This is a genomic window from Herbiconiux sp. UC225_62 (assembly GCF_042694625.1).
Lineage (GTDB): Bacteria > Actinomycetota > Actinomycetes > Actinomycetales > Microbacteriaceae > Herbiconiux.
Window position 1 is genome coordinate 3,248,051 of record NZ_CP170551.1, and the last position, 13,551, is coordinate 3,261,601.

The 13,551-nt window shown below is 70.7% G+C and carries 14 protein-coding genes and 1 tRNA gene; 10 read left to right on the forward strand and 5 right to left on the reverse strand.

Annotated elements, in window-relative coordinates:
- Positions 1–51 precede the first annotated feature (51 nt).
- On the forward strand, positions 52–1,818 hold the full coding sequence (locus tag ACFJGU_RS15920) for an Ig-like domain-containing protein (RefSeq protein ID WP_382304600.1): 1,767 nt from the start codon (positions 52–54) through the stop codon (positions 1,816–1,818).
- Positions 1,819–1,916: 98 nt separating this feature from the next.
- A complete protein-coding gene (locus ACFJGU_RS15925; RefSeq protein WP_382304602.1) occupies positions 1,917–3,368 on the forward strand; it encodes a phytoene desaturase family protein in 1,452 nt (483 codons plus the stop codon).
- 10 nt (positions 3,369–3,378) lie between these two features.
- Here ACFJGU_RS15925 and ACFJGU_RS15930 read toward each other — a convergent pair whose 3' ends face one another.
- A complete protein-coding gene (locus tag ACFJGU_RS15930; protein ID WP_382304604.1) occupies positions 3,379–4,023 on the reverse strand; it encodes an MBL fold metallo-hydrolase in 645 nt (214 codons plus the stop codon).
- A gap of 58 nt (positions 4,024–4,081) precedes the next feature.
- Between ACFJGU_RS15930 and ACFJGU_RS15935 the strand changes: the two genes are divergently transcribed.
- The 5 genes from ACFJGU_RS15935 to ACFJGU_RS15955 all read left to right on the forward strand — a co-directional run bounded on the left by ACFJGU_RS15935 (position 4,082) and on the right by ACFJGU_RS15955 (position 7,063).
- The gene (locus ACFJGU_RS15935) at positions 4,082–5,002 is read left to right on the forward strand and encodes a diacylglycerol kinase family protein (protein WP_382304606.1); all 921 of its coding nucleotides are present in this window, start codon (positions 4,082–4,084) and stop codon (positions 5,000–5,002) included.
- An 84-nt stretch (positions 5,003–5,086) separates the two neighbouring features.
- Positions 5,087–5,159: transfer RNA gene (locus tag ACFJGU_RS15940), tRNA-Glu, on the forward strand.
- 417 nt (positions 5,160–5,576) lie between these two features.
- Complete coding sequence (locus ACFJGU_RS15945) at positions 5,577–6,098, forward strand: hypothetical protein (RefSeq protein ID WP_382304608.1); 522 nt, start codon at positions 5,577–5,579, stop codon at positions 6,096–6,098.
- A 37-nt stretch (positions 6,099–6,135) separates the two neighbouring features.
- On the forward strand, positions 6,136–6,339 hold the full coding sequence (locus tag ACFJGU_RS15950) for a hypothetical protein (protein WP_382304610.1): 204 nt from the start codon (positions 6,136–6,138) through the stop codon (positions 6,337–6,339).
- Positions 6,340–6,514: 175 nt separating this feature from the next.
- Positions 6,515–7,063 carry a hypothetical protein gene (locus ACFJGU_RS15955; RefSeq protein WP_382304611.1) on the forward strand — a complete coding sequence of 183 codons (549 nt, stop codon included), beginning with the start codon at positions 6,515–6,517 and terminating at the stop codon, positions 7,061–7,063.
- Between the two features lies 1 nt (position 7,064).
- Here ACFJGU_RS15955 and ACFJGU_RS15960 read toward each other — a convergent pair whose 3' ends face one another.
- The 4 genes from ACFJGU_RS15960 to ACFJGU_RS15975 form a co-directional block, all read right to left on the reverse strand.
- The gene (locus ACFJGU_RS15960) at positions 7,065–7,559 is read right to left on the reverse strand and encodes an FBP domain-containing protein (protein WP_382304613.1); all 495 of its coding nucleotides are present in this window, start codon (positions 7,557–7,559) and stop codon (positions 7,065–7,067) included.
- A gap of 64 nt (positions 7,560–7,623) precedes the next feature.
- Complete coding sequence (locus ACFJGU_RS15965) at positions 7,624–7,869, reverse strand: hypothetical protein (protein WP_382304615.1); 246 nt, start codon at positions 7,867–7,869, stop codon at positions 7,624–7,626.
- Positions 7,866–9,077 (reverse strand): anion permease, encoded by a 1,212-nt coding sequence (locus ACFJGU_RS15970; protein ID WP_382304616.1) that lies wholly within the window; start codon positions 9,075–9,077, stop codon positions 7,866–7,868. Before ACFJGU_RS15970 ends, ACFJGU_RS15965 begins: the two co-directional genes overlap by 4 nt.
- A gap of 77 nt (positions 9,078–9,154) precedes the next feature.
- Complete coding sequence (locus ACFJGU_RS15975) at positions 9,155–10,960, reverse strand: glycoside hydrolase family 15 protein (protein ID WP_382304618.1); 1,806 nt, start codon at positions 10,958–10,960, stop codon at positions 9,155–9,157.
- A gap of 99 nt (positions 10,961–11,059) precedes the next feature.
- Between ACFJGU_RS15975 and ACFJGU_RS15980 the strand changes: the two genes are divergently transcribed.
- The 3 genes from ACFJGU_RS15980 (at position 11,060) to ACFJGU_RS15990 (ending at position 13,449) form a co-directional block, all read left to right on the forward strand.
- On the forward strand, positions 11,060–11,788 hold the full coding sequence (locus ACFJGU_RS15980) for a M23 family metallopeptidase (protein ID WP_382304620.1): 729 nt from the start codon (positions 11,060–11,062) through the stop codon (positions 11,786–11,788).
- Between the two features lie 105 nt (positions 11,789–11,893).
- Entirely contained in the window at positions 11,894–12,754 is an 861-nt protein-coding gene (locus tag ACFJGU_RS15985) for a DUF4097 family beta strand repeat-containing protein (RefSeq protein WP_382304622.1), read from the forward strand.
- Positions 12,751–13,449, forward strand: a complete 699-nt coding sequence (locus ACFJGU_RS15990) for a PadR family transcriptional regulator (protein WP_382304624.1) — start codon at positions 12,751–12,753, stop codon at positions 13,447–13,449. The genes ACFJGU_RS15985 and ACFJGU_RS15990 overlap by 4 nt, the downstream gene beginning before the upstream one ends.
- The last annotated feature ends 102 nt before the right edge of the window (positions 13,450–13,551 follow it).

Genomic DNA, 13,551 nt, shown 5'->3' on the forward strand with positions numbered 1-13,551 from the left:
ACGGCGGGGTCGAGCCCGCCCGGGAGCAGTTCTTCACGGCAGGGGGACCAGATGGCAACGACGCCATGGCAGAAGACCGACCGACGCGCCGTCCGGCGCGCACGCATCCGCTCCACCGTCGCCGGGGGAGGCGTGTTCGCCCTCGCGGCCGGCGGCCTCTTCTTCGGCGTGGGGGCGGGGGCGGCGAACGCGGCGTTGCCTCAGACGCCGGTGGTGTTCGACACCCCGGGTGGTGTCGACACCTGGACGGTGCCTGCGGGGGTGACCTCGGTGGTGCTCACGCTCAACGGCGCATCCGGTGGTCGCGGGGGCGGCACGAACGGCGGCGCAGCGGGTGCGGGCGCGACGGTCTCGGGCACGCTCGCGGTGACCGCGGGCGACGAGCTGGAGGTGCACGTCGGCGAAGCCGGCACCGACGGCTACCGCCTCGAGCCGGGCGATGACGGCTACGACGGCCCGAGCGACGGCGACGCCGGAGTCGGCGGCCAGGGCTGGACCGAGGGTGGTGAGGGCGGCCACGGCTCGTTCCTCGGACGCTCGGGCGGCGGCGGTGGCGGCTCGACCGCCGTGGTCGTGAACGGCGACGCGGCGAACGCGATCGTGGCAGCAGCCGGAGCCGGTGGTGGCGGACGCGGTGTGGTCGGGTTCTGCTTCGGCGGAGACGCGGGCAATGCGGGCGAGGCCGGACACGCTCCGCGTGACGACGACGCCCTGCCGGCCGACCCCGAGTTCGGCCTGCACTGCCTGGCCGAGGGCGCCGGCGGTGTGCTGAACGACTCGGATGACGGCGACGGCACCAACGGGGGCGACGTCGACTTCCTCGGCGGTGGCGGCGGAGGCGGCGGTGCCGGCTACTTCGGCGACGGACTCTCCGGCGGCGAGGGCGGGCACGCCGGCGCCCTGCCGTTCGTCGACGATGACGACCCGTCGACCCCGCCGGGCGCCGTCGGCTCGCCCGACGCCGGCATCACCTTCGGCCTGGGCGGCGGCGGAGGCGGTGGCGCCGGTGGCGGATCGTCGACCATCGGCCTCGAGGACACGAGCACCGGCCTCGCCGCGCTCGGTGACGGCTCCGTCACCATCGCCTACAGCATCGAGTACGCCACGGCCACATCGATCGGGATCGTCCCGGCCTCGCCGGTGTTCGCCGACGACCTCACCGTCACGGTCACCGTGGATAACCTCACCACCGCCGACGTGCCCACCGGCACGGTCGAGCTGATGATCGGCACCGACACGCCGCTCAGCGCCCCCGTCGTCGACGGCAAGGCGGTGTTCACCCTGACGGCGCCTTATCCGGCCGGCAGCCATCCGGTCTCCGCGTCGTTCGTCCCCGACGACATCTCGCCCTACGCGGCGTCGTCGAGCGAGACCACGCTCACCATCGCCAAGGCGCCGACGACCACGACGCTCGTGGTCGACCCGGCGAGCGTGCGGACGGGATCGTCGGCACGCCTGACCGCGACGGTCGGATCGGCCACCGACGTCGTGCCCACGGGCACGGTGGCGTTCTACCGCGGAACCCAGCACCTCGGCGACGCGACGCTGACGGCGGCCGGCACGGCCTCCCTCTCGGTCACGACGAGCGGAACGGGCACCGGGCAGATCACCGCCCGGTTCCTGGGCGACCCGAACTTCCTCGCCTCGACGAGCGCAGCGGTCACCCTCACCGTCACCGCGGCCCCCGCCGCCCCGACAGCCCTGGCGAACACCGGCCTCTCGGTGAATGACGTGCTGCCGTGGGCGATCGCCCTCCTCCTGGCCGGGGCTCTCGTGATCGGCGTCGGAACCTACCTCCGCTCGCGTTCCAAGCCCTGACCCCCCGACTTCTTGCCCCCAACGGTCCCAAAACTCCGGTTTTAGGTCCGTTGGGGGCAAAAAGTCGTGGGCGGGGAACCCTTGAGTAGTCTGGCGAGATGAGTTCGGGGCCGGTGGACGTCGTCGTGGTGGGGAGCGGGCCGAACGGCCTCGCCGCCGCGGTCACGATGGCGCGGGCGGGGCTGTCGGTGCGGGTGTTCGAGGCCGCCGGCGCGCCGGGCGGGGGGTCGCGATCCGCCGAGCTCACGCTGCCGGGGCATCGGCATGACGTGTGTTCCGCCGTGCATCCGATGGCGCTCGCGTCGTCGTTCTTCCGGGAGTTCGGCATCGAGCAGCGCGTCGACTTCGCGACGCCCGAGGTGTCCTACGCCCAGGCGCTCGACGGCGGGCGCGCCGGGATCGCCTGGCGCGACCTCGATCGCACGGTCGATGCACTCGGCGTCGACGGCCCGGCCTGGCGCCGCCTGTTCGGCCCCTTGCTCGAGCACCGGGATGCCGTGGTCGAGTTCGCGATGTCACCGATGCTGCGCGTGCCCCGCCGTCCGTTCGCGGCGGCGTCGATGGTGACCCGGATGCTCGCCTCGGCCCGCGCGGCAGACGCCGGCTTCCAGACCGAAGAGGCGGGCGGGATGCTCGCCGGCGTCAGCGCGCACTCGATCGGTCCGGTCGCCTCGCTCGGTGCCCGCGGCGCCGGACTCCTCCTCGGCATGCTCGCGCACGCGCCCGGCGGCTGGCCCATCCCGATCGGCGGCTCCCAGGCCATCGTCGACGCCCTGGTGGCCGATCTGCGGGCCCACGGGGGAGAGGTGGTGACCGAGACGCGCATCCACTCGCTCCGGGAGCTGCCCTCGGCCCATGCCGTGCTCCTCGACGTGACGCCGCGCGCCCTCGACCTCATCGGCGGTGACCTGCTGCCGAGCGGCTACCGCGCCGCCCTGCGCCGGTTCCGCTACGGCAACGCCGCCGCGAAGGTCGACTACGTGCTCGACGGACCGGTGCCGTGGGCGAACCCCGACGTCGCACGCGCCGGAACGGTGCACCTGGGCGGAGGCGCGGCCGAGGTCGACGCGGCGGAACGGGAACTGGCCCGCGGCGCGCATCCGAAACGTCCGTACGTCCTGGTGTCGCAACCGAGCGCGTTCGACCCCGGTCGCGCACCCGAGGGCCACACCGTCGTCTGGGCCTACACGCACGTGCCCCGCGCATCCGGCCGCGACATGACGGATGCCGTCACCGCCCGCATCGAGCAGTACGCACCGGGCTTCCGCGACCGGATCGTGGCCTCCGCCGCCATCCCGGCCTCGGCTCTGCAGCTCTACAACGCCAACTACGTCGACGGCGACATCGCGAGCGGCGCCGCCACGGTGGGCCAGCTGCTCGCGCGGCCGTTGCTCTCGGGCACCCCGTGGCGAACGCCGCTCGACGGTGTCTACCTCTGCTCGGCGAGCACCGCCCCGGGCCCGGGAGTGCACGGCATGGCCGGCTGGCACGCGGCCCGCACCGCACTCCGCGACGTCTTCGGCACCGAGCCGCCGTCCCTCGCGCCGTGACGCAGAGCGCCTAGAGGTCGAGCGTGTCGCCGGGCTGCAGGGCGAAGTACTCGCCGCCACCCTGCGCCGTGGCCCAGGCGAGCCGGTCGGCGGCCATGTTCTTGCCCGCCACCGAGAGCACCATCTCGTGGGTGCCGAAAGCGCGCTTCGGCTTCACCTCGAGCACGTAGTCCATCGACTCCGCGATCTTCAGCCACGGAGCTCCGGCCGGCACGGCGAGCATGTCGACCTCGACGCCCTCGGGCACCGCGAAGGAGTCGCCCGGGTAGTAGAGCACGTCGTTGATGAGCACCCCCACGTTGTCGACCACCGGGATCGAGGAGTGGATCACGGCGTGCCGGCCCCCGAAGAAGCGCAGGCTGAACGGCCCCGCCTCCACCGCGTCGCCAGGATCGACCCGAACGACGCCGATCCCGGCGGCGCCCGCGGCGGCCACGACCCCCTCCGGTCCGTAGATCACGGCACCGGGAGACGCTTCGAGGATGCGGTTCAGCTGATCGGGCGTCCAGTGGTCGGCGTGCTCGTGGGTGACCACCACGGCGACGGTGCCGGAGGCCTCCGTGATCGGGGTCGTGAACGATCCCGGGTCGACGAAAAGCTTCTTGCCGGACTGCTCGAGGAGAAGGGCCGCGTGTTCGAATCTGGTGAGTCTCATGTCTTCAGACTCAACACCCGCGCATCCGGTTCTGCAACTTGGTGAATAATCGGTCGATATGGTCTCTCCAGCGAAGAAGCGGATCGTCGTCGCGATCAACCCGAACGCCTCCTTCGGCAAGAGCCGGCCGGTCGGCCCGGCCGCCGTCGCCGCGTTGAAGCAGCGCGGACACGACGTCGTGCCGCTGAGCGCGCCCGACTACGAGGGACTCGTGCGGGTCGCCCGCGAAGCGCTCACCGAGCACACCGACGCTCTGGTCGTGGTGGGCGGCGACGGCATGGTCAACCTCGGGGTGAACCTCGTCGCCGGTACGGACGTGCCGCTCGGCATCGTGCCCGCCGGAACCGGCAACGACTTCGCCGCCGGCGTCGGCATCCCCACCGGCGACACGGATGCCGCCATCGCCGCCCTCTGCGACGCGCTCGACCGCGCGCCCCGCATCGTCGACGCCGCTCGGGTGACCGGGGTCGAGGGCTCGGGTGCAGCGCCGCACCGGTGGTTCGCGGGAGTGCTCTCAGCCGGCTTCGACGCCCGCGTGAACGAGCGGGCGAACAGCATGCGCTTCCCGAAGGGCGCTTCGCGCTACGTCTTCGCGCTCGTCGCCGAACTCGTCACCCTTCGATCGCGGCGGTACGAGCTGACGGTCGACGGCGTGCGGCACGAGGTCGACTCCTGCCTGCTCTCGGTGGCCAACAACACCACGATCGGGGGTGGGATGCGGGTCGCGCCCGATGCACTCCTCGACGACGGGCTGCTCGACGTGTTCATCGTGAAGCCGGTGTCGCGGTTCCGTTTCATCCGGTTGTTCCCGAAGGTGTTCTCCGGCACGCACTCCGAACTGGAGATCGTGGAGTTCCTGCGCGGGCGCACGGTGACGGTGGCGTCGCCCGGCATCGTGGGCTACGCCGACGGGGAGCGGTTCGGGACGTTGCCGCTCACGGTCGAACTGGTTCCCGGAGCGCTGTCCGTGCTCGTCTGAGTGGGAAGGCGCCGCGGCTCCACGCCGACGCGCCGGTTTGGGAAAGGCCTCCGGTGTGTGGCATACTCGATGAGTTGTCTGAACGGCCCCATCGTTTAGCGGCCTAGGACGTCGCCCTCTCACGGCGGTAACGCGGGTTCGAATCCCGCTGGGGTCACAACACGCGAAACCCCCGGGAAACCGGGGGTTTTTGCTGTCCTCGGGGGAGAGGGCCGCTTGTTGAGGGGGCGGTCGGACGGGGGTCCCTTTGTTGAGGGGCCGACCGGACGGGGGTCCCTTTGTTGAGGGGCCGACCGGACGGGGGTACCGCCCCGCCGCCCTTCAGGCTCGCCCGGCCTTCGGCTGGGCGGGCCCTTCTTGCTCGCGCCGCCGCTACTGCGGCGCGAGGCGACATGTGACGGTGAGGTCGCTGACGCGGCCTCGCCGTCACCTTGGGTCGTCGAGCGCGGCCCGCGGCCTGCGATCGCGTGTACGACGGTCGGGGAGGTGGCGGCGCGGCGCGCGGGGTCCACCCTGGGGGCACCTTACTTGTCGCCGGGACTCTCGGGCCAGCGGGCGCGGGAGAATACATGGCATGAACGCGCGTGGAAGACGGGTCCAGGGTGTCGGCGATGCTGAGGAGGTGCGGCCGCGCATTCGGGAGCGGGTGTACATCACGTTCACGGGCCTCGCTGTGCTGCTCGCGTTCGGTGCGCATGCGGGGGAGACGGATGCCTGGACCATCGCCTCGGCACTGCTCATCGGTGTGCTGGGGGCGGTGCTCGCCGGGTTCTTCGCCGACGTGATCGCCGAGTTGGCGGTCGGGGGAAAGGCACCGCGCGCCCGCGCGATGATCGGGTACATCGGAGTCTCGACCTCCGCGCTCACCACGGCAGTGGTGCCCCTCGCGTTCCTGGCGGCGGCCGGAATCGGCTGGATCGATGTCACGACGGGCCTCGTCTTCGCGATCGGCACCATGGCCCTGGGGCTCGCGGTCATCGCGTTCGCGGCCGTCGCGCGGGCGGAGCTGCCCTGGTGGGCGAAGCTGGCGGTGTTCGTGGGCGAATTGCTGTTCGCGGCGGTCGTGATCGTGGTTAAGTTGCTGGCACACGGCTGATCCGACGATCGCCGCCGGCCGACCCGGGAGGACACCCATGAACGACAAGAACGAGCCCGACCTCAGCGACATCGAATACCCCGACGGCGCCGGCTACCCCGACGGTCAGGGCGTGGTGGGCAATGGTCCGACGACCGACGCGATCCCCTCGGGCGTCGACGAGACCCTCGCCGACGAGCCGGAAGACCCCGATCAGGAGATCGACACCGACGAGGAGACCCTCGAAGAGAACGACGGCTGAGGGTCTTCGTAGCCTTTTCGGGGCCGCTTCCCAGCTGATTCACCCCGATCGTTAACATCGGGCAATCGGATGTTTCCTCATCCGCCGTCCACCTCTTCTTCAGCCTGAGGGCGTGGACACGTCACTCTGCGACCCGATCGTTTCCCCCGGTACTCAATCGCACAGGGGGAACGGGATGTCGGAGATGTCGCGCGTCGTCTTCTCGTCGTTCCGCGCGGGCGGCGATCCGATGCTGGACTCGTGGAACCGCTTCCGTCAGGTCGTGGCGCCGGTGTCGTCGGCGGGATCGGCCGATCGTGCGGGCGCGCGACCCGGAGTGGCGTCGACGGTCGCGTCAGGCGCGGCCGAGCGTACCGGCATCTGGCGCATCCTGGCCACCAACAACCGCGAGCTCTGCCGCTCGGCGCACGTCTACCCGAGCTTCTCCAGCGCCCGCGCCCACGTCCTGCAGCTGCGCGATCGGATCGATGAACTCGTCGTGACGCCGGTGATCGGACCTCGCCCCGGCAGCCGCGGCTGGTACATGACCCTGAACGGCGTCGTGGTGGTGACGTGCGGCCGGTGGTACGGCGCGGCGGCCTCGAGCGCCGAGGCGGCATCCGCCAGTCTCGAGGAGCTCGCGCGCGCCGCGATCTCCGAGGCGGCCCGCGACGTCACCGCGCCCGGTCGCCGTGCCGCTGGACGCCCCGCGCCGCGCTCGGCGACCGATCGCCCGGCGTGGTGAGTCAGCCCGCGCGGAGCACGTCGTCGGTGAACGAGTTGAGCCGAGAGCTCAGGCCCTCCGCACGGGAGGCGATCAGGTCGGCCGGATCGGGCTGCATGTCCGACTTCGGCGGCACGATGCGGATGAGCATCGAGCAGGTGAGGTCGGAGCAGATGTAGGTGCCGATGGTGCTGCCGTCGATGCCCGCCTGTCCCGCCCGCGGCGCCGTGAAGAGGGTCACCTGTCCACCGGGCAGGGGAGTGCGGCAGAGCGAGCACATGGCCGAGATGCCGGGCCGCATCCGCGACCCCGCCGCCTTCAGCAGGATGCCGACGGGCCGGTCGTCGCGCCAGTACACGATGTAGCCGCGGTGGATGGCATGGGCGTCGCGCCAGCCGAGGAACTCCCTGTCCTCCCACACGATCTCGTGCAGGCCGGGCAGTGTCATGCGGGCGATCTCGTGCGCGCTCGTGTTGGTGAAGGAGGCGCGGATCTCCGACTCGGTGAGGGGCAGCATCGTTTCGAGCTTAATCGCTCGACAGCCGTCCGCAACCGCCGGCCGTCGCACTCAGGGCCGCGGGTCAGTGGAACTGCGGGATGATCAGGTACAGACCGTAGAGCACGGCTGCTCCCGCCACCCCGATGCACAGCCACGCCGCCGCCGTGGGCAGCCGCCGTCGCTCCGGCCCCGCCACCGCCAGCAGTCGGAGACCCACCGAATAGGCCACCACCACCGCGACCGTCGCGGCGAACGCCACGAGGAACACCACCACGAAGGCGCCCCAGTCCACCCCGAGGAACTGCCCGTCTCCTGCCGCCTGGATCATCGTCCTGCCTCCGTTCCCGTTTCCGCTGCACCGTCGGTGCCGGTGCCTTTGCCGGTGCCGGCGCCTGCTCCGGCGCCGACCGGCTCCCGGCCGCCCTCATCCACCTCGTTCACGTTCTCGTGCGTCACCGGATGCCGCCTAGCGAGGAAGAAGAACGCCAGCCCGGCCGCCAGCGCGAGCACGACCACGATCGCGAGTCCGATCGGACTGCTCGACGCCGCCCAGGCCGCGAGCCCGCCCACCAGCGCCGCCGCCGGCAGCGTCACCAGCCAGCCCGTCGCGATCCGCCCGACGATGCCCCAGTGCACGCCGGCCAGCTTCTTCCCGAGCCCCGCCCCGATCACCGCGCCCGAGGTGACCTGCGTCGTCGACAGGGCGAAACCGAGGTGCGACGACACGAGGATGGTGGCCGCCGAACTCGTTTCCGCCGCGAAACCCTGCGGAGCGTGGATGTCGGTGATCCGCTTGCCCACGGTGCGCATGATGCGCCACCCGCCGAGGTAGGTGCCGAGCGCGATGGCCAAGCCGCAGGTCACGATCACCCAGAGCTGCGGCCCCGATCCGGAATCCTGATATCCCGCGGCGATGAGGGTGAGGGTGATGACGCCCATCGTCTTCTGCGCATCGTTGGTGCCGTGCGCGAGCGACACCAGCGACGCGGACACGGTCTGACCGTGCCGGAAGCCGGCATCCGACCCGCGCGCTTTGGCCTGCTGGGTGATGCGGTACGCCGCGTAGGTCGCCACCAGGGCGACGACTCCGGCGACGACGGGGGAGAGGATCGCCGGGATCACCACGTTCGAGAGCACCACGCCGAAGTTCACGGCATCGAACCCGGCCCCGATGATCGCGGCACCGATCAGTCCGCCGAACAACGCGTGGGTGGAGCTGGACGGCAGCCCGAGGTACCAGGTGGCGAGGTTCCAGAGCACCGCCCCCACCAGCCCCGCGAAGATCATCGTCGGCGTGATGTCGACGCCGTTCTCGCCCTCGTTGATGATGCCGCCCGAGATGGTCTTGGCGACCTCGGTGGACAGGAACGCGCCGGCGAGGTTGAGCACCGCCGAGATGGTGACCGCGACCTTGGGTTTCAGGGCGCCGGTGGCGACCGAGGTGGCCATGGCGTTGGCGGTGTCGTGGAATCCGTTGGTGAAATCGAAGACCAGGGCGATCGCGACGACGAGCAGAACCGTGATGAGCACATCCATGCGACCTGCCTATTCCCGGCAGTCGGCACCCGCTCGCCCCGGCGGGTGAACATCAGGGGAACGGCGCGTTCACGGCCTCAGGGCTCGAGCACCGGGGTGTGGGTGACGCCGATCGACACCGTGGCGATCGCATCCGCCGCGCGCACGAGGGCGAGGTGCGAGAAGGCCTGCGGGAAGTTGCCCACCATCCGCTTGCCGGCCACGTCGTACTCCTCGGAGAGCAGCCCCACGTCGTTGGTGAGGGCGACCAGACGGTCCATCAACTCGCGCGCGTCGTCGAGCCGCCCGGAGTGGGCGTACTGCTGCACCAGCCAGAACGAGCAGGCGAGGAACGGATGCTCCCCGCCCTCCAGCCCGTCGACCCCGGACTCCGTGCGGTAGCGGAGCAGCAGACCGTCGTGCAGGAGGTCCTGCTCGATCGCGGCGACCGTGCCGAGCATCCGCGGATCGGTGGCGCTCACGAACCCCACCTGCGAGAGCAGCAGCAGCGAGGCATCCACCTCGGTCGAGCCGTAGTGCTGCACGAAGGTGTTGCGCACCGGGTCGTAGCCCTGCTCCTCGACCTCGGCACGGATGGTGTCGCGCAGCTGCTCCCACCGGTCGGCGTCGCCGGGCAGTCCGTAGACCCGCACGGCCTCGACACCGCAGGCGAAGGCCGCCCAGATCATGACGCGCGAGTGCGTGAACGGCACCTGCGGGCCCCGGATCTCCCAGATGCCGTTGTCGGGGCGCATCCAGGTGTCCGCGAGGAAGCCGAGCAGGGCGCGCTGCAGCGGCCAGGAGAACTCGTCCTCGTCGACGCCGATCCGCCGCGCCTCGCGCAGCGCCACCATGAGTTCGCCGAAGATGTCGCCCTGGTATTGGGCGAAGGCGCCGTTCCCCACCCGCACGGGCGACGAGCCGAGGTAGCCGGGCAGGCTCTCGATCTCGTATTCGGGCAGGTGCCGCTCACCCGAGAGTCCGTACATGATCTGGATGTCGGCCGGATCCCCCGCGATCGCGCGCAACAGCCAGCGCCGCCAGTGCCCCGCCTCAGATTCGTAGCCGTGCAGCATCAGTGCGGCGAGCGTGAGCGAGGCGTCGCGGAGCCAGGTGTAGCGGTAGTCCCAGTTGCGCGATCCGCCGAACTGCTCCGGCAGGCTCGTCGTCGCGGCGGCGACGATGCCGCCGGTGTCTTCGTGGGTGAGCGCGCGGAGCACCAAGAGGGAGCGGCGCACCGCGGCTTGATAGGGCTCGGGCAGCTCGGTCGCCGAGGCCCAGTCGCGCCACCAGGCGGCGGTGTGCTCGAGGCGCTGGTCGACGTCCATCGCCTCGGGCGGCGTGCGGTGCGAGGGGAACCAGGTCATCACGATGTCCGTCTGCTCGCCCTCGGCGAGGGTGAAGACCGACTCGTGGAAATGGTTCGTGGCCTGCAGCTTCGGACCGCGCACCACCACCGCATCCGGCCCGGCCACGCCGATCACCGCGTTGTGACCGTATTCCGGGGCCTGGCGCATCCAGGGCAGGGCGTCGGCGTAGCCGAAACGGATGGCGAGCTCCTGGCGCATCTCCACCGTGCCGCTCACGCAGCGCACCCGGCGCACCACGTCGGCCCGGCGGTCGCCGTTCGGCATCGCGTCGATGACTTCCGCCACGCCGGTGGCCGTCTCCCAGCGGGTGATGAGGATGAACGTGTCGTCGAGGTAGCTGCGCGTCGAGGTCGCCGCCGGGTCGGAGGGCGCCACCAGCCAGCGCCCGTGCTCCTCGGTGCCGAGGAGGGCGCCGAAGGTGGAGGCGGAGTCGAACCGGGGGAGGCAGAGCCAGTCGATGCTCCCGTTGCGGCCGACCAGGGCGGCCGTGTGGCAGTCGCCGATGATGGCGTAGTCCTCGATGGGAAGTGGCATGATCCGATTCTGTCCCTTCTCCCCGAGAGGGCCGTGCACGACGCGACGAACGCCCGGCTCCGGTTGTGTTGTGCGGGTGCGGCCTGTTGAATGGGGCGGATGAAGTACCAAGGCCCACTGCTCGGCGTCGTCGCCATGACGTTCGTGTTCGGTGTCGCCGTCGCCACGTCGGTGCCCGCCGCCTCGTTGACGACCCCGGATTCCTTCGACAACGTGCAGATCGACGCCGCGGTCGGGGGCGAGCAGTCGTTCTCGGCCCTCGAGGGGGAGGGCCCCGCGGTCTCGCGCGACGGCTTCGTCATCCACACCCCGACGCCCACCCCCACGCCGAAGCCGGTGGCGTCGTCGTCGGGCGGCTCCAGCGAGGGCGGCTACGGCGGGGCGCAGTGTCAGGCCGGCGCCGACGCGGTCGGCGAGTCCGTCGCGTTCTCCCCGGTGTACCCCGACGGCTACCGGATGTCCGACGGCTTCGGTCCCCGTGCCGAGGGCTTCCACAAGGGCGTGGACATGCTGAACGGCCCCGGTGTCCCCGTGCACGCCATCGCCGACGGCGTCGTCATCGCCGCCTCGGGCAACGGCGGAACCGGCGGCGTCTACACCTCGATCGCCCACAAGGTGGGCGGTCAGGCCGTCTGCAGCATGTACATGCACTTCCAAGACGGGACTCTGACCGTCGAGGTCGGTTCGATCGTCACGGCCGGCCAGGTGATCGGCCTCACGGGCCGCACCGGCAACGCCACCACCGAGCACACCCACTTCGAGCTCTACGGAGCCGACGGCGTGCGCTACGACCCGATGCCCTTCCTGGCCGAACACGGGATCGGCTAGCCCTGTCTGTGCATCTCGCGATATAGCTTGACTTCACCCCAAAACGCGATATAGCGTGACTTCCGACATCAACGCGATATATCGCGAATCAGGTTGGAGAACATCGTGGTGCTGGAGAAGTGGATCGTCGACGGTCCGAAAGTCATCGACATCGAGCTCGTGCGCTCGCTCAAGGTCGGCCTGATCGGGGGTCAGATCGACATCATCGGTCACGACGAGCCGGGCGCCCGCATCGAGGTGCACTCCGTCTCGGGCAAAGACCTCAAGATCTCGATCGATGGCGACAGTCTGGAGATCGATCACCCGCAGTTGCGGTGGGACAACTTCATCGAGGTCTTCAAGTCGTGGCGCGGTAACGCGCGGGCCGACATCAGCCTCATGGTGCCGCGCGACGTGGCCCTGAAGTTCGGCGTCATCTCCGCCTCGGCACTCATCTCGGGCTTGACGACGGATGCCCGCATCAGCACGGTCACCGGCGAGGTCGTCGTCGACTCGGTCACCGGCGACCTCGACATCAACACAGTCAGCGGCGAGGTCTCGATCCGCGACCACACGGGTCTCGTGAGCGCGCACACCGTCTCCGGCGACATCACGGCCTCGGGCGCCATCCGTCGATTCTCCTCCGACGGCGTCTCGGGCGAGGTCTTCGTCGACACCACCGGAACCCCCGACGAGATCCAGAACAACACGGTCTCCGGCGACCTCACCGTGCGCTTCGACAACGACGTGGCCGCCCGGTACAACGTGAACTCCGTCTCGGGCACTCTGCAGCTGGGCGCCAGCACCATCAAGGGATTGCGCGGCGGCGGCTACAACGGCCACACCGGCGCCCTCGACGGGCAGTGGACCGAGTTCCGCGCCAACTCCGTGTCGGGCAACATCACCGTCGTCTTCCGCGACGACACGACCCCGGCGACGGCCGATTCCCCGTCCGACAGCACGGCCTCCGAGGGGGCCTCGGCATGAGTCCCGTCTTCGGTCACGGCCACCTGCGCCTCTATCTGCTGAGCCTGCTCGACGAGTCGCCGAAGCACGGCTACGAACTGATCCAGGCCCTCAGCGACCGCTTCGGCGGCACCTACAGCCCGAGCGCCGGCACGATCTACCCGCGCCTCGCGAAACTCGAGGAGGAGGGACTGGTCACCAAGTCGGCCGACGGCCGCAAGACCGTCTACGCGATCACGGATGCCGGCCGCGCCGAACTCGACGCCCGTCGCGGTGAGCTCGACGACATCGAGGCGGAGCTCTCTGACTCGGTGCGCCGGCTCGCCGACGAAGTGCGCTCCGGTGTCAACCAGGCGATGAAGAGCCTCAAGGCCGATCTCGCGTCGGCGGCCCGCGAGGCGCGCACGAGCGCGAAGGCTGCCGGCACGTCGGCCCGCCCGGGCACCACGGCGACATCGGGCGCGGGCTGGACGTCGACCGGCGGTTCCGTGAACGCCTCGTCCGACGGTCGGCCCTCGCGCGCCGATTCGGCCGAGGCGCTCCGCGACGCCGATGCGGCGATCACCGAATTCCGCCAGCGGCTGCGGCTCGACCTGCGCAAAGCGGCGACCCGCGAGGGCGTCGAGCCGGAGCTGGTCGCGCGACTGAAGCAGCGACTCAACGAGGTCGGCGCCGAGGTGCGCGACGAGCTGGCGCGGGCACGTTCCGCCCGCTGAGGGGCCCGCTGATCACCCCGTCACGCGAGTGGCGGAGGTGAGGCGGCGGCGCCTGTAGTATTGCCCCGAGAAGGGGAGTATCCCACTTCGCCGTTGTCGTCA